The organism is Streptomyces sp. S3(2020) (assembly GCF_013044505.1).
Lineage (GTDB): Bacteria > Actinomycetota > Actinomycetes > Streptomycetales > Streptomycetaceae > Streptomyces.
Map to the genome: position 1 here is coordinate 1 of NZ_JABERD010000226.1, position 15,024 is coordinate 15,024.

Below are 15,024 nucleotides of genomic sequence, written 5' to 3' on the forward strand. Positions count from 1 at the left end.
GTCGTCTCGGACACACGATCCCGCCGCCCCGCGCGGACCAGCGGCTCCCGCTACCGCGCCTGGGGTACGCCGGAGGTGCGTGTGCTGCGGTGTGCGGTCCTACGCACCGGCGTGCCCTGGGACTGCGCCCCCGCCAGCCACGCCCCCGCCCACTGCAACCCGGCGCCGTCTCCCCGCGCCGCCGCGGGCAGGGTCCAGCGCCCCCCGCCCACCTGCCCCCTCCACCTCACCCCCACCACCTGGACCGCCTTCCTGACCGGCCTTGCCTAGAGCGCACTCCACGCCGTTGGCTAGGGAGTCATGAAGTACACGCAGCTCGGACGCACCGGACTCAAGGTCAGCCGACTCGTCCTCGGCACCATGAACTTCGGCCCGCAGACCGATGAGGCCGACTCCCACGCGATCATGGATTCGGCCCTCGACGCGGGCATCAACTTCTTCGACACCGCCAATGTGTACGGCTGGGGCGAGAACAAGGGCCGTACCGAGGAGATCATCGGCAACTGGTTCGCGAAGAGCCCCACGCATCGCGACAGGACCGTCCTGGCCACCAAGGTCTACGGCAACATGGCCGGCGACGGTCCCTCCTGGCCGAACCACGACAAGCTGTCCGCCCTCAACATCCGGCGGGCGGTGGACGCCAGCCTGAAGCGGCTGCGGACGGACTACATCGACGTCTACCAGTTCCACCACGTCGACCGTGACACCCCCTTCGAGGAGATCTGGCAGGCGATCGACGTCCTCGTCCAGCAGGGCAAGATCCTCTACGTGGGGTCCAGCAACTTCCCCGGGTACAAGATCGCCCAGGCCAACGAGATCGCCGCCCGGCGCGGCGGCACCATCGGGCTCGTGAGCGAGCAGTGCCTGTACAACCTGGCCGAGCGCCGGGCCGAGATGGAGGTCATCCCGGCCGCGCAGGAGTACGGACTCGGCGTGATCCCGTGGTCGCCGCTGCACGGCGGGCTGCTGGGCGGGGTCATCAAGAAGGAGATCGAGGGCGGGCGCCGGGCGAGTGGCCGGGCCGCCGACACCCTCGCCGACCCGGTCAAGCGCGCGCAGATCCAGTCGTACGAGGACCTCCTGGAGAAGCACGGCCTGGAGCCCGGCGAGGCGGCACTGGCCTGGCTGCTGACCCGCCCCGGTGTGACGGGCCCGATCGTCGGCCCGCGCACGGCGGAACAGCTGGAGTCGGCGATCAGGGCGGTGGAGCTGGAGCTGAGCGAGGAACTCTTGACGTCCCTGGACGAGATCTTCCCGGGGCCCGGCCCGTCCCCCGAGGCCTTCGCCTGGTAACGCCCCGAAGCGAGGCGCCCCTCAGGGGCGCGGGGAACTGCGCGACCAGCCACAGCCGGCCCGCAGCCGAAAAGCCGCGCGCAGTTCCCCTACCTGCCCAGCACCGACGCCAACGCCACGACGACGAACATCAGCACGAGCACAACGGCCATGATTCGGTTACGGCTCTTCGGGTCCACCCCCCGAGCCTAACCGGCCCCGCCGAGCGCCCACCGGGCGACCACCTCGTACCGCGGCTGCTCCCCCGGCACCCCCGACCTCGGCAGGTCGCTGCGGACGAGCGCCAACTCGCCCACGGTCCACGTACGGCTCGTGAACCCGTCAAGCGCGGAGACATACGGCCCTACGTCCATGTCCGACCGGCTGCGCGCCACCGTCAGGTGGGCCTTGTACCGCCGATGCTCCCCCATCGGCAGCCCGGCCTTACGGGCCGCCGCCTCCGCGCGGTCCGCGAGCAGTCGCAGGGCGGGCACCTCTCCGGAGGCGCCCGCCCACAGGGCCCGTCCGTGCCCGAACTGCCCGCCGCCGCGCACCGCGAGCTCGAAGGGTGCGGTGCGCGTGGCCGCCCGCTCCAGCCTGGCCGACAGTGCCGGTACGACGTCGTCGGCGACCTCACCGTAGAACGCCAGCGTGAAGTGCCACCCCGGGCGGCCGGTCCAGCGCAGGGCGTCCGCGCCGGGGAGCTTCTTCAGTTCGTCGACCTCGGCGGCGAGCTGCTGAGCGACGCCCTCGGGCGGCAGTACCGCGGCGAACAGTCTCATACGCCTCAGCCTGCCAGCCCGCCGGACGGTGTCACGCGGCCGTGGCCAGTTGCTCGCGCTCCCGGGGTACCAGGCCGACCCGCGGATGCCCGTGGTGCCAGCCCACCGACAGTCGCAGGTTGCCGACGCGGGCCAGGAACAGGCCGATCGTCACGGCTGCCGCGGCGGCGATCGCCCCGCCGACCGCGAGGCCCGCCCGGACGCCGTACGCGTCGGTGATCCAGCCGGCGATCGGGGCGCCCAGGGGGGCGCCGCCCATGAACACCATCATGTAGAGGGACATCACCCGGCCCCGCATCGCCGGGTCGGTGCTCAGCTGGACGCTGCTGTTGGCGGTGACGTTGACCGTCATGCCGAACATGCCGATCGGGACCATGAGCAGGGCGAAGAGCCACAGGGACGGGGCGAACGCGGCGACTATCTCCAGCGTGCCGAAGGCCACCGCGCCCGCGACCAGCACCCGCATCCGCGCGGTGCCGCGCCGGGCGGCGAGCAGGGCGCCCGCGAGGGAGCCGACCGCCATCAGGGTGTTGAAGAGGCTGTAGGAGCCCGCGCCCGCGTGGAAGACGTCGTCGGCGAAGGCCGACAGGTACACCGGGAAGTTGAAGCCGAAGGTGCTGACGAACCCGACCAGGACGATGGTCCAGATCAGATCCGGGCGGCCCGCGACGTAGTGGAGTCCCTCGCGCAGCTGGCCCTTGCCGCGCGGGGCCCGTTCGACGACGTGCAGGTCGCGGGTGCGCATCAGCAGCAGGCCCGCGATGGGCGCGACGAACGACAGGCCGTTGGCGAGGAACGCCCAGCCGGTGCCGACGCCGGTGATCATGAGGCCCGCGACGGCGGGGCCGATCAGGCGGGCGGACTGGAAGTTCGCGGAGTTCAGGCTGACCGCGTTCTGCAGCTCGTCGGGGCCGACCATCTCGGAGACGAAGGTCTGGCGGGCCGGGTTGTCGACGACGGTCGCGAGACCGACGGCGAAGGCCGCCAGATAGACGTGCCAGACCTGCACGTGCCCGGAGAGGGTCAGGAAGGCGAGCGCGAGACCGGTGACGGCCATCGCGGACTGGGTGACCAGCAGCGTGGGCCGCTTGGGGAGGCGGTCGACGAGGACACCGCCGTAGAGCCCGAAGAGCAGCATCGGCAGGAACTGGAGCGCGGTCGTGACGCCGACGGCGGTCGAGGAGCCGGTGAGGCTCAGGACCAGCCAGTCCTGGGCGATGCGCTGCATCCAGGTGCCGGTGTTGGAGACGACCTGACCGGCGAAGAAGAGCCGGTAGTTCCGGCTCTTCAGGGAGCTGAACATCGAGGACTTCGAGGACTTCGATGGCTTCGAGGGCCCGGCGGGGTCCTCGGGGGTAGAGGTGGACGGTGCGGGGGCGGAGTCTGCTCCGGATCCCGTACTCAAAAGGGTTCGCCTCCTCAAGACGGTTTACAGGTGTGCGAGCTTCTCCAGCACGGGGGCGGCGGCGCGCAGTTTCGCCCACTCGTCCTCGTCCAGTCCGTCGACCAGGGCGGCCAGGAAGGCGTTGCGCTTGGCGCGGCTCTCGGCGAGCATCGCCTCGGCCTGTTCCGTCTTCGTGACGACCTTCTGGCGCCGGTCCTCGGGGTGCGGCTCCAGTCGGACCAGCCCCTTGCCCTCCAGCAGTGCCACGATGCGGGTCATCGAGGGCGGCTGCACGTGTTCCTTGCGGGCGAGCTCGCCCGGGGTGGCCTTGCCGCAGATCGAGAGGGTGCCCAGGACCGACATCTCGGTGGGGCTCAGCGACTCGTCGACCCGCTGGTGCTTGAGCCGACGGGAGAGTCGCATCACGGCGGAGCGCAGGGAGTTCACGGCGGCTACGTCGTCGCCATGGGTTAGGTCCGGCATCTCTTTAGCGTAACTCATTACTCTCGCTAAACAAGCGGGGACGCGCCAGGATTCCCGTGACCAAGGCCACTGAAACCCGGGGGTCCGGGGCCTCCCCGGTTAAACACAGCATCACCCGTATGAGTGAGACGGCAGCAGAATGTGAACGCCACTCCCCCACGCCCGCGACCCTCATGTCCATGGGGACCAGTGTGCTCAGCCTGCGGATAGACGGGGAGCTGCTCGAACGGCTCCGGGACCATGCGGCGAAAAGGGGGATGAGCGTCCAGGATTACGTGATCCGAACGCTCGTTCGAGACGACTTCGACGAGCGCTTTCAGGCCGCTGTCGACGAGACAGAGAAATTTTACGGCTTGACCTGACAAACCCGATGAACCGTCAACTTCCTTTCACCTAGGGTCGATCCTCCGTGCCGGGCCTTCACCCGGCTCCAACGGGAGGGACACGACCGATGCTCGACGGGATATCGGGAAGAGACCGGCAGGGGCCGAGCCGACGGGGGCTGCTGCGGGGCGGTGCCGGACTCGCCGCCGCGGCCGCGGTCGGCACGACGGCACCACTGCTGGCGGCGGGCACGGCCCACGCCGACGTCGCCCCCTCGCAGTACTTCGTGCTCTCCGGCAACGGCGGGAACCCGATCTGGCGGGCCACCCTGCACCAGCCGTACTGGGCGATGCAGTCCTTCGCCTACGACAACCTCAACGGCCGCATCTACTTCGCCCAGCACCGCATCGGCAGCAGCGCGGGCCACAACGGTGACATGTGGATCACCAAGACCGACCTCTCCGGCAACATCCTCGGCGCGATGGCCGTCCAGGCGTTCGGCCACGGCTCCTCGATGGGCGTGGAGCCCACGGGTTCGGGCCAGGAGCCGTACCTGTGGATGGAGGGCGGCGACTCCAATGACAACGGTGCCGGCGAGACGCTGGCCCGCTTCCGGTTCGCCGACGGCGTGACCCTTCAGTACTACAACCCCACGATGACGATCTACAACCGTACGCCGACCATCTCCAGCTTCGTGAAGCTGCCCCGGCCCGCCATCGACCCGACGATGAACCGGCTGCTGATCCGGTACGCGACCAGCGACTCGGCCGCCCGGGTGTGGCGCCTGGCCGTCTTCGACATGGCGGACGCGGTGGCCGGACGGCTCAGCGACGGCTACCGGCTGGTCGAGCGGGCCATCCCCAACAACGACGAACTCGGCCTCACCGACGACGACCTGTTCCAGGGCATCACCCTGTGCGGGCAGTACGCGTACCTCTCCTACGGTGGCCCGAGCGGCCCCTCGTACCTGGTCACGCTCGACCTGAACGACACCGGCGGTTCGTACTTCGCCAAGTTCCAGACCACCGCCGGTGCCTCCCTGCCGGGCCGCGAGCCCCAGGGCATGGCCATCTGGGTGGTCGACGGGGCGCCGAACCTGGCCTTCGGCTTCTCGTCGAAGACCACCTCGACCGATCCCGACACCCTGGACGCGAGCGTGTTCTACAAGGGCGACATGGCTGCCTGAGCGGCACGCCGGCCCTCCGCCCGCGTCACGTGAGGCCGAGGGCCGGCATCAGGTAGTAGAAGGTGAAGACGGCGGCGACGACGTACATCGCGGCGGGGATCTCCCTGCCCCGCCCGGCCGCCAGCCGCAGCACCACGAAGGTGATGAAGCCCATGCCGATGCCGTTGGTGATCGAGTAGGTGAACGGCATCATCACCATGGTCACGAAGGCCGGGATGGCGATCGTGTAGTCCGCCCAGTCGATCTCCTTGACCGAGTTGGACAGGATCAGGAAGCCCACCGCGAGCAGCGCCGGGGTCGCCGCCTGGGACGGGACCATCGTGGCCACGGGGGTCAGGAACAGGGCCACGGCGAAGAGGCCGCCGGTGACGATGTTCGCGAAGCCCGTGCGCGCGCCCTCGCCGACACCCGCCGTGGACTCCACGAAGGCGGTGGTGGCCGAGGAGGAGCTCGCGCCGCCCGCGGCGACCGCGAGACCGTCGACGAACAGGACCTTGTTGATGCCGGGCATCTGGCCCTGGGCGTCGGTCAGCTTGGCCTCGTCGCTGACGCCCATGATCGTGCCCATCGCGTCGAAGAAGCACGACAGCAGGACCGTGAAGACGAAGAGGACGCCGGTCAGCACGCCGACCTTCTCGAAGCCGCCGAAGAGGCTGAAGTCGCCGAGCAGCCCGAAGTCGGGGCTCGCGACCGGGCTGCCGGGCCACTTCGGCGTCGTCAGGCCCCAGGACGGGACCTTCGCGACGGCCTCGATGATCATCGCTACGACGGTCATGGCGACGATCGAGATGAGGATCGCGCCGGAGACCTTGCGGACGATGAGCGCCAGGGTGAGCAGCGCGCCCAGGACGAAGACCAGGACCGGCCAGCCGTCGAGGTGGCCGTCGCCGCCGAGCTGGAGCGGGACGGTGGTCTGGGCGGCGTCCGGGATACGGGAGACGAAACCGGAGTCGACGAGACCGATCAGCATGATGAACAGGCCGATACCGATGCTGATGGCCTTGCGCAGCCCGAAGGGGACCGCGTTCATGACGCGCTCGCGCAGACCCGTGGCGACCAGCAGCATCACGATGAAGCCGGCGAGCACCACCATGCCCATGGCGTCCGGCCAGGACATCCGGGGCGCGAGCTGGAGCGCGACGACCGAGTTCACGCCGAGGCCGGCGGCCAGCGCGATCGGGACGTTGCCGATGACGCCCATGAGGAGCGTGGTGAACGCCGCGGTGACACACGTGGCGGTGACCAGCTGGCCGTTGTCGAGCTGGTGCCCGTACATGTCCTTCGCGCTGCCGAGGATGATCGGGTTCAGCACGATGATGTAGGCCATCGCGAAGAAGGTGGCGAAACCGCCGCGGATCTCGCGAGGGAGCGTGCTGCCCCGCTCCGAGATCTTGAAGTAACGGTCAAGGGCGGTCGACATTGGATGTTCCTACGATCAGAAGTAGTCAGACACAAACGGTTTCAGTATGAATGTATAAGACCGGGGACGCTATCTCCGCGCGTAGATGTGATCGCCTCGTAAGCTGTCCCCATGGCGAAGTGGACCCCCAAGCACGAGGCACCGGAGCCCCTGGAAGGGCCCGTCGTGCCGACCATCATCGGCGGCACGATCCTCTGGTTCGTCCTCTTCCTCGTCCAGCTCCCCTTCTACGGCTGGTTCGACGACCGCGGACACGCCTGGTGGGTGTGGACCTGCCTGGCCGGCACCGGGCTGGGGCTGTACGGCATCTACTTCGTCAAGCGGCGCGACACCGCCATCAAGCGGGCGGCGGCAGCCGCTGCGGCGGAAGCCGAGGCTCCTGCTGCGGAGTGAGGGGTATCCCGTACAACCACGGCACCACTCACCCCGCCGGTCCGTCCTCCCCAGGTCGGATCTTCCGGTCACTCGGCGGGTGAAGCCGTAAATCCGCACGTACCGTCGGATGCATGACGCACATCGACGCGGGCGCCGAACTCGATCCTGTGCATCCCGTTCCCGTCCCCGCCACGGCGGCGACCGGGCTCTCCGCCGCCGAGGTGGCCGAGCGGATCGCGAACGGTCAGGTCAACGACGTCCCGGTGCGCAGCAGCCGGTCGATGACCGACATCGTCCGCGCCAACGTCTTCACCCGGTTCAACGCCATCATCGGCGTGCTCTGGCTGATCATGCTGTTCGTCGCGCCGTTCCAGGACAGCCTGTTCGGGTACGTGATCATCGCCAACACCGGGATCGGCATCATCCAGGAGTGGCGGGCGAAGAAGACCCTCGACTCCCTCGCGGTGATCGGCGAGGCCAAGCCGACGGTACGGCGGGGCGGGGCGGCCCTGGAGGTCAGTACCGCCGACATCGTGCTGGACGACCTCATCGAGATCGGACCCGGCGACAAGGCCGTCGTGGACGGGGTGTGCGTCGAGGCCGACGGCCTGGAGATCGACGAGTCGCTGCTCACCGGCGAGGCCGATCCCGTGGTCAAGCAGCCCGGGGACGAGGTCATGTCCGGCAGCTTCGTCGTCGCGGGCGGCGGGGCGTTCCGGGCGACCAAGGTGGGGCGTGAGGCGTACGCCGCCCAACTCGCCGAGGAGGCCTCCCGGTTCACCCTCGTCCACTCCGAGCTGCGCTCCGGCATCTCCACGATCCTCAAGTACGTGACCTGGATGATGATCCCGGCCGCGACCGGCCTGGTCATCACCCAACTCGTCGTCAAGAGCAACGATCTCAAGGACTCCATCGCCCGCACGGTCGGCGGCATCGTCCCCATGGTCCCCGAGGGACTCGTCCTGCTGACCTCGGTCGCCTTCGCGATAGGGGTCATCCGACTTGGCCGAAAACAGTGCCTCGTCCAGGAGTTGCCGGCCATCGAGGGTCTCGCCCGCGTCGACACGGTCTGCCTCGACAAGACGGGCACACTGACCGAGGGCGGCATGGACGTCATGGAACTGCGGCCGCTGAACGGCAGCGACGAGTCGTATGTGCGCAAGGTGCTGGGCGCCCTGGGCGAGTCGGATCCGCGGCCGAACGCGTCCCTGAAGGCCATCATCGACGCCTACCCGGACGCCGAGGACTGGCGCTGCACCGAGTCGCTGCCTTTCTCCTCCGCCCGCAAGTACAGCGGGGCGAGCTTCAGCGAGGGCGACGGGGAGTCGAGTACCTGGCTGCTGGGGGCGCCCGATGTGCTGCTCGCCGCGGACGACCCCGCCCTCGCCGAGACCGAGCGGCTCAACGAACAGGGTCTGCGAGTGCTGTTGCTGACACGGACCGTGCGGGACCTGGACGAGCCGGACGTGGCCCAGGGCTCGCGGGCCACCGCCCTCGTCGTCCTGGAGCAGCGGCTGCGGCCCGACGCGGCCGACACCCTGCGCTACTTCGCCGACCAGAACGTGCGGGCCAAGGTCATCTCCGGTGACAACGCGGTGTCGGTGGGCGCGGTGGCCGCAAAGCTCGGGCTGACCGGGGCGACGGTCGACGCGCGCACCCTGCCCGCCGACAAGGAGGGCATGGCCAGGGCGCTCGACGAGGGCACGGTGTTCGGGCGGGTCACTCCGCAGCAGAAGCGGGACATGGTGGGCGCGCTCCAGTCCCACGGGCACACGGTCGCGATGACGGGCGACGGGGTCAATGACGTCCTGGCGCTGAAGGACGCCGACATCGGGGTGTCGATGGGCTCCGGCTCCGAGGCGACCCGGGCGGTGGCGCAGATCGTGCTGCTCAACAACAGCTTCGCGACGCTGCCCTCGGTGGTCGCGGAGGGGCGCCGGGTCATCGGGAACATCACGCGGGTGGCGACGCTGTTCCTGGTGAAGACGGTGTACTCGGTGCTGCTGGCGGTGCTGGTGGTGTGCTGGCAGGTGGAGTACCCCTTCCTGCCCAGGCACCTGACGCTTCTGTCCACCCTGACGATCGGCGTCCCGGCCTTCTTCCTCGCCCTCGCGCCCAACAAGGAGCGCGCGAAGCCCCACTTCGTACGGCGGGTCATGCGGTACGCCATCCCCGGCGGGCTGCTGGCCGGGGTCGCGACCTTCGTGACGTATCTGATCGCCCGTCACCACTACACCGGCAAGGGCGCGTTGGACGCGGAGACGAGCGTCGCCACGCTGACCCTGTTCCTGATCTCGATGTGGGTGCTCGCCATCATCGCCCGGCCCTACACCTGGTGGCGGGTGGCGCTGGTGGCGTCGATGGGCGCGGGATTCCTGCTGGTGCTGGTGGTGCCGTGGCTCCAGGACTTCTTCGCGCTGAAGCTGGTGGGGGTGACCATGCCGTGGATCGCGGTCGGGATCTCGGCGGTGGCGGCGGCCGTCCTGGAACTGACATGGAAGTGGATCGACCGCCGCGTGCCCGCTTAGCGTGCAGCGCCCCTGACGGGGCGCTTCTACTGGACGTCTATGTAGTCGCCCGTCGCGCTCACCGCCGGGGTCGTCGTCGTGCCGGCGAAGCTGTAGCGGTAGTAGCCGTCGGCCGAGGCGGTCACCGTGGTGCTCAGGTTGCCCGTCGAGTTCGACTTGATGGTCTTGACCGTGGTGTAGGCGGTCGAGCCCTTCTTGCGGAACTGGAGCTTCACGGGCTGGCTCGCGTAGCCCGCGTACTTGTTGGTCTCCCAGTTGGCGCGGGCCAGCTTGCCGGTGACCGTGATGGTCTTGCCCTTCTTCACCGGCTCGGGCGAGGCGTTGGCGGTGAGGGTGGCCTTGCGCTGGAGCTCGGTGGTGCCGAAACCGGCCTGCCAGGTGAGCCCGCCCTTCTCGTCGGCCGCGAGGGCACCCAGCTTCCAGGTGCCCGCCTGGGAGTTGGCGAGGGTGTCCTCGGAGGAGGACTTCGGGCGGAACTGGATCTTCGCGGTGCACTTCAGGACGGTCGAGGAGGACGCCGTGCAGGTGCCGGGGTCGTCGCCGAGGACGAGGTCGTCGGAGTCCACACCGAGGGTGGTGCCGCGGTAGAGGACGGGCCCGGTCTGGAAGGAACTCGCGGCCAGGCTCGCGGGCTTGGTCACGGTGTACGTCGCGTTGACCGTGACGGTGGCCGTGGGGCCGACCACGATGTTCTTGCCGCTGTTCACCTTGAGCGCGGAGAAGGTGACGGCGGGCCCTGCCGTGGTTGCGGCCTGCGCGGCCGGGACGGCGAGGGCGGTGAGGGCCAGGGCGCCGGTCACGGCGGAGACGGCGGCAAGGGCGGTTCTGTTGCGCATGTGCGTTTCCCCAGGGGGAGAAGTGATCGAGGAGTCTGTTGACTCACGTGATCAGATCCGTGACGCCTGGGATGGGTTGCAGGGGTAGGTCCGGATTTTGTCGTTGCCTGCACAATGCTTTGCCAAGCACGAACGCCGGCCCCGGACGGCTTCCGGGACCGGCGTCTCGCAGGGGCTTCGCTTACTTCACGTCGACGAAGTCACCCGTGGCGCTGACCGCCGGGGTGGTCGTGGTGCCCGCGAAGGAGTAGCGGAAGTAGCCGTCGACCGAGGCCTTGACGGTGGTGCTCAGGTTGCCCGTCGAGTTGGTCTTGATGGTCTTGACCGTGGTGTAGGTGGTGGCGCTCTTCTTGCGGAACTGGAGCTTCACCGACTGGCTGGAGTAGCCCGCGTACTTGGCGGTGTCCCAGTTGGCGCGGGTCAGCTTGCCGGTGACCGTGATGGTCTTGCCCTTCTTCACCGGCTCCGGCGAGGCGTTGACCGTCAGCTTGGACAGGCGCTGGACCTTGAACGCGTTGGTCTTGTCGGTCACGGCGACACCGACGTTGTCCAGGTTCGGGTTCTCCGGGTCCTCACCGTTGAACGCGACGGCGAAGCCGGCGGCCTTCCAGGAGCCGGCGTCCTCGTTCAGCAGCTCGGCCGGGTCGACCTCGACGGTGGCCGTGCAGTTGGCGACGGTCGTGGAGGCGTCCGTGCAGGCCGCGTCGCCGCTGTCGAACCACCAGATGGACTCGTAGAAGTCCGTGCCCCGGTACAGCTCGACACCGGCGAAGAAGTCGTCGGCGTAGATGTCGATGTCCGCGGCGTGGTTCAGCGTGAAGGAGACCGGGACCTTCACCACGCTGGTGGTGCCGACCACGATGTTCTTGGCCTTGTTGACCTTCACGTTGGAGAAGGAGGCGTCGAGGGCGTAGGGGGTGCCCTCGACGGCGGAGGCGAACGCGGACTTGCCGGAGGCGGCCGCGGCGGCCTCGTGCGCGGCGGAGGCGCCGGCGGGAACCCGCTCGTCGGCCTGCGCGGCCGGTACGGCGAGGGCGGACAGGGCCAGGGCGCCGGAGACGGCGGCCACGGTGGCGCGAATACGCATGTGTTTCCTCAGGGAAGAGAAAGTGGGAGGTACCGGGCCCCGGACAGGCCGGGACCCGGTGGGGTGTGCGGGACCGCTGTCGTCTACTTCACGTCGATGAGGTCACCGGTGGCGTTGACCGCCGCGGTGGTCGTCGTACCCGCGAAGACGTAGCGGTAGTAGCCGTCGACCGACGCCTTGACCGTGGTGCTCAGGTTGCCCGACGAGTTCGACTTGATGGTCTTGACCGTGGTGTACGTGCTGGCACTCTTCTTGCGGAACTGGAGCTTCACCGACTGACTGGCGTAGTTCACGTACTTGGGAAGCGGGTAGGCCTCCCAGTCGGCGCGGGTCAGCTTGCCGGTGACCGTGATGGTCTTGCCCTTCTTCACCGGCTCCGGCGAGGCGTTCGCCGTCAGCTTGGCGGCACGCTGGAACTTGAAGGACCCGGCCTTCTCCTTCCAGACGTAGTCCTCGTCGTTGGCGTCGATCCACGCGTTGACGTACCACGTGCCGGCGCTGGCGTTGAGGAGGTAGTCCGTCTTCGGGTCCACCGTCACCGACGCGGTGCAGGTCGAGGTGGTGGCACTGGCGGCCGTGCAGGTCGGCTTGCCGGTGGTGAGGAAGCCGGTGCCGGGGCCTTCCAGCGCGAACTCCTGGGCCCCGGCGATACCGGAGTTGTCCGTGGCCGTGACGCTGACCTTGATGGTCTTCGCGCCGGAGGTGCCGATGGACACCTTGTTGTCACCGTCGACGACAACCTTGGTGATCTTGATGTCACCTTGGCTGCCGTCCGCCTGCGCGGCAGGCACAGCGAAGGCGGAAAGGGCCAGGGCGCCGGTGACGGCAGCCCCGATGGCTCGAATACGCATGCGATCCCCGTGTGGAGAAAGGGCCCCGACGGTCGTCGTCCCCCACGGCGATCGCCTACACGCCGGGGCCCAAGTGATCAAGGAGTCTGTTGACTCATGTGATCAGATTCGTGACACGAGTGAATGGTTGTACGGGTGGTGAGAAATTTGTGCGAGCTTTTTCAAGATCGCCTCCACCGGTCAGTCGAACCACCGGTCGCGCGCCAGCTCAGCCGTCCGCGAGGGGTCCTCCAACAGCGCCGCGACCTCGAAACGACGCGGCCACTGCCCGGCCGCCCAGGCGAGTCCGGCGGCGACGCCTTCGAGCGTCGAGGCGTGCAGGACACCGTCGTTGGTCAGCCGCCAGTCCAACTCCACGCCGTCCACGACGAGTTCCTCGTGCTCGACGTAGGTCGCCGGCGTCCGCGACCCGAGCAGCACCCGCACCGGCTCCGGTACGTCGTGCTCGGCGCCCTCGGAGTCCACCGACCCGGTGACCGACTCGCTCAACCGCCGTACCTGGAACAGTTCCGCCAGCTCGGCGGCGCGCGCCGGCCGCACCGGCAGCAGCGGCATGCCCCCGGTGAAGGGCAGCAGGTCGGGCGAGTCGACGACCACCGCGTCGGCCGCGTCCACCACCTCGACCCGCCCGTCGACGACGGCCCGCAGCTCGTCGGGCAGCGTCACCTGCTCGGGGTCCAGGTCGGCCAACGCACCGTAGAGGGCGTGCAGCTGGGCGCCCGTCACCTCACGTGAAGGGTCGGCGAGACGGTCCAGGAGCTCCGCCGCCCCACCCGGCTCGTCCAGCAGCGCGGCCACCGAGGTCCGCACGCCGAGCGCCCGCAGCACCTGCTCGTCGTCGAAGCCGGTCGCGTCGGCCTCGTCGTACAGACCGCGCAGCAGCGGGTCCCCGCCGGCCGCGAGCAGACCGGCCGGGCGGCGGCCGGCGAGCACCGGGTGCCCCCTCAACCACCATGCGGTGTAAGGCCGTACGACCTCATGGGTGCCGTCCGGCAGCAGGATCCGCACCGGCTGGATGAGCGCGTCCCGCAGCGGCGGCCGGGCGAGCAGGGCGAGCGCCTGCGGCCAGCACTCCTCGTCCACCAGATCCAGATCGCGTACGGCGATCAGTTCCGTGGCGACCGGCGGGACCGGCGAGTCGGGGAAGCGGTCGAGGATGTCCTCGCTCCACACGTCCACGGCGTCCAGCAGGCCCGCGTCGTCCGGTTCGGCGAAGTCCCCGTCGCGCGGCTCCAGTTCGTCCGGGTCCAGGACCACGTCGGTGGCACGGACCAGCGCGAAGGTGGCGAGGACGCCACAGGCGGCCAGCGGCTGTTCGCCCCAGCGCTCGGCCACCTCGGCGTCCACGGTGGCGAGTTCCCCCTCGCTCATGATCCGCGCGAACGGGCTGCCGGGAAGGACGAGTTCACCGGCGGGCGCCGGTTCACCGTCCTCGTCGGGCAGGGCGAGCGCACCGAGCCAGGGCTCGTCGCCGGGTTCGAGGCCCGCGTCGCGGACGAGGGCCAGGACCGTGTCGGCCAGCTCCTCCGCGTCCAGGGTGTCGTCCTCCCAGGCCCCGCCGTCGTCGTCCAGCGACGCGGCGACCGCGGCCCGCACCTGAGGGGTGGTCAGCACCGCGCGCGGGGAGGCGGGCAGCGCGCCGAGCTTCTCCAGGAGGGGGTGGGCGGCGTCCGGGTGGGCGACCTTGAGGCCGAGCCGGGCGAGCGTCTCCGGGTCGATGGCGGCACTGTCGGCGGTGGGCAGGAGGACCTGCCGGGGCCCGATGGTCGTACGGCCGTCGGCAAGGGGAACGGGAAGCCCGGAGAGCCGGTCCGGGTCCACCCCCGCGAGGCTGTCGTACAGGCTGCGCCACCAGCCCGGCTCCTTCTCCAGGCCGGCCAGCCGGTCGACGGCGTCGGTGAGCGGGAGGCGGGCGACGCCGAGGGTGCGCAGCTCGACGCGGCGTTCCAGACCGGCGGGCAGCAGGGTGGGGAGGACCTCGGCGAGGACGCGCACGGTGTCGGCGCCGGCGCCCTCCACCACCTCCGCGTCCCTCGGGCGCAGGGCCTCGGGCAGGTCGTCGTCCTGGTCGGGGGGCAGGGCCGGCGGCAGGAAGGCGGTCCGGGGCAGCCGCTCCAGGATCGCCTGCCGCAGCGCCCCGTCCAGCTCGCCCTTGCCGAGCGGGCCGGGCACCAGGTCGATGATGCCGGCGGTCACCGGCCGCCACTCGGCGAGCAGTGCGACGTACGCGTCCGCCGCGCGCTGCACCACGAAGTCGGTCAGCGGACCGGGCGCGGCGTGCCGGCGGGTGGGGTCCAGCGGGAAGGAGGCGATGAGCAGCGCGGGCACGCCGAGCGCGGGCGGCTCGTCGTAGAGGCCAAACGGATCCGCGCCGAACAGGACGCGTTCAAGGCGGAGGTGGCCGCCGTGCAGTCCGGCATCACGGGCACGCTGCGGCTCGGCACGGACCCCACGGCGTCCACGACCCTCGCGCTGCCCGTGGCCGCGTTCTGCGCC

General features: G+C 69.7%; 13 protein-coding genes and 1 pseudogene. 6 read left to right on the plus strand and 8 right to left on the minus strand.

The genetic code is table 11. From position 1 onward, the window contains the following. Both HLK59_RS41415 and HLK59_RS41420 read left to right on the plus strand, forming a co-directional pair. A partial coding sequence (locus tag HLK59_RS41415) for a hypothetical protein (RefSeq protein ID WP_206328214.1) occupies nt 1-270 on the plus strand: 270 nt, incomplete at its 5' end. Nucleotides 271-300: 30 nt separating this feature from the next. Further along, nucleotides 301-1,293 carry an aldo/keto reductase gene (locus HLK59_RS41420; protein WP_171146821.1) on the plus strand — a complete coding sequence of 331 codons (993 nt, stop codon included), beginning with the start codon at nt 301-303 and terminating at the stop codon, nt 1,291-1,293. A 188-nt stretch (nt 1,294-1,481) separates the two neighbouring features. On the opposite strand, the gene thpR is transcribed toward HLK59_RS41420, so the two are convergent. From thpR to HLK59_RS41435, 3 genes are all read right to left on the minus strand, one after another. Beyond that, nucleotides 1,482-2,054, minus strand: a complete 573-nt coding sequence (thpR, locus tag HLK59_RS41425; RefSeq protein ID WP_171146822.1) for an RNA 2',3'-cyclic phosphodiesterase — start codon at nt 2,052-2,054, stop codon at nt 1,482-1,484. A gap of 31 nt (nt 2,055-2,085) precedes the next feature. Continuing rightward, on the minus strand, nt 2,086-3,357 hold the full coding sequence (locus tag HLK59_RS41430) for an MFS transporter (protein WP_240982942.1): 1,272 nt from the start codon (nt 3,355-3,357) through the stop codon (nt 2,086-2,088). A gap of 126 nt (nt 3,358-3,483) precedes the next feature. Further along, on the minus strand, nt 3,484-3,921 hold the full coding sequence (locus HLK59_RS41435) for a MarR family transcriptional regulator (RefSeq protein ID WP_171146824.1): 438 nt from the start codon (nt 3,919-3,921) through the stop codon (nt 3,484-3,486). Between the two features lie 173 nt (nt 3,922-4,094). Between HLK59_RS41435 and HLK59_RS41440 the strand changes: the two genes are divergently transcribed. Together HLK59_RS41440 and HLK59_RS41445 are read left to right on the plus strand one after the other, a co-directional pair. After that, nucleotides 4,095-4,283 carry a ribbon-helix-helix protein, CopG family gene (locus tag HLK59_RS41440; RefSeq protein ID WP_171146831.1) on the plus strand — a complete coding sequence of 63 codons (189 nt, stop codon included), beginning with the start codon at nt 4,095-4,097 and terminating at the stop codon, nt 4,281-4,283. A gap of 89 nt (nt 4,284-4,372) precedes the next feature. Continuing rightward, nucleotides 4,373-5,431: a hypothetical protein gene (locus HLK59_RS41445; protein WP_240982943.1), complete on the plus strand. Its 1,059-nt coding sequence runs from the start codon at nt 4,373-4,375 to the stop codon at nt 5,429-5,431. Between the two features lie 25 nt (nt 5,432-5,456). Here HLK59_RS41445 and HLK59_RS41450 read toward each other — a convergent pair whose 3' ends face one another. Continuing rightward, nucleotides 5,457-6,851 (minus strand): NCS2 family permease, encoded by a 1,395-nt coding sequence (locus tag HLK59_RS41450; protein WP_171146825.1) that lies wholly within the window; start codon nt 6,849-6,851, stop codon nt 5,457-5,459. Between the two features lie 111 nt (nt 6,852-6,962). On the opposite strand from HLK59_RS41450, the gene HLK59_RS41455 reads away from it, so the two are divergent. Continuing rightward, nucleotides 6,963-7,244 (plus strand): DUF2530 domain-containing protein, encoded by a 282-nt coding sequence (locus HLK59_RS41455; RefSeq protein ID WP_171146826.1) that lies wholly within the window; start codon nt 6,963-6,965, stop codon nt 7,242-7,244. 113 nt (nt 7,245-7,357) lie between these two features. Further along, on the plus strand, nt 7,358-9,754 hold the full coding sequence (locus HLK59_RS41460) for a cation-translocating P-type ATPase (RefSeq protein WP_171146827.1): 2,397 nt from the start codon (nt 7,358-7,360) through the stop codon (nt 9,752-9,754). Between the two features lie 26 nt (nt 9,755-9,780). Here the strand turns inward: HLK59_RS41460 and HLK59_RS41465 are convergent, their stop codons facing one another. From HLK59_RS41465 to HLK59_RS41480, 4 genes and pseudogenes are all read right to left on the minus strand, one after another. After that, nucleotides 9,781-10,590 (minus strand): hypothetical protein, encoded by an 810-nt coding sequence (locus HLK59_RS41465; RefSeq protein WP_171146828.1) that lies wholly within the window; start codon nt 10,588-10,590, stop codon nt 9,781-9,783. Nucleotides 10,591-10,771: 181 nt separating this feature from the next. Beyond that, nucleotides 10,772-11,677, minus strand: coding sequence for a hypothetical protein (locus tag HLK59_RS41470; RefSeq protein WP_171146829.1), 906 nt, complete (start codon nt 11,675-11,677; stop codon nt 10,772-10,774). Nucleotides 11,678-11,760: 83 nt separating this feature from the next. Beyond that, nucleotides 11,761-12,528: a calcium-binding protein gene (locus tag HLK59_RS41475; protein ID WP_171146830.1), complete on the minus strand. Its 768-nt coding sequence runs from the start codon at nt 12,526-12,528 to the stop codon at nt 11,761-11,763. A gap of 180 nt (nt 12,529-12,708) precedes the next feature. Continuing rightward, nucleotides 12,709-14,877: pseudogene (locus HLK59_RS41480) on the minus strand (molecular chaperone Hsp90); the annotation flags it as partial. Nucleotides 14,878-15,024 lie beyond the last annotated feature (147 nt).

Bases quoted from the DNA above. Each gene is read 5' to 3' on its own strand.
- HLK59_RS41420 (WP_171146821.1), top strand. From the start codon at position 301: ATGAAGTACACGCAGCTCGGACGCACCGGACTCAAGGTCAGCCGACTC.
- thpR (WP_171146822.1), bottom strand. From the start codon at position 2,054: ATGAGACTGTTCGCCGCGGTACTGCCGCCCGAGGGCGTCGCTCAGCAG.
- HLK59_RS41430 (WP_240982942.1), bottom strand. From the start codon at position 3,357: ATGTTCAGCTCCCTGAAGAGCCGGAACTACCGGCTCTTCTTCGCCGGT.
- HLK59_RS41435 (WP_171146824.1), bottom strand. From the start codon at position 3,921: ATGCCGGACCTAACCCATGGCGACGACGTAGCCGCCGTGAACTCCCTG.
- HLK59_RS41440 (WP_171146831.1), top strand. From the start codon at position 4,095: ATGTCCATGGGGACCAGTGTGCTCAGCCTGCGGATAGACGGGGAGCTG.
- HLK59_RS41445 (WP_240982943.1), top strand. From the start codon at position 4,373: ATGCTCGACGGGATATCGGGAAGAGACCGGCAGGGGCCGAGCCGACGG.
- HLK59_RS41450 (WP_171146825.1), bottom strand. From the start codon at position 6,851: ATGTCGACCGCCCTTGACCGTTACTTCAAGATCTCGGAGCGGGGCAGC.
- HLK59_RS41455 (WP_171146826.1), top strand. From the start codon at position 6,963: ATGGCGAAGTGGACCCCCAAGCACGAGGCACCGGAGCCCCTGGAAGGG.
- HLK59_RS41460 (WP_171146827.1), top strand. From the start codon at position 7,358: ATGACGCACATCGACGCGGGCGCCGAACTCGATCCTGTGCATCCCGTT.
- HLK59_RS41465 (WP_171146828.1), bottom strand. From the start codon at position 10,590: ATGCGCAACAGAACCGCCCTTGCCGCCGTCTCCGCCGTGACCGGCGCC.
- HLK59_RS41470 (WP_171146829.1), bottom strand. From the start codon at position 11,677: ATGCGTATTCGCGCCACCGTGGCCGCCGTCTCCGGCGCCCTGGCCCTG.
- HLK59_RS41475 (WP_171146830.1), bottom strand. From the start codon at position 12,528: ATGCGTATTCGAGCCATCGGGGCTGCCGTCACCGGCGCCCTGGCCCTT.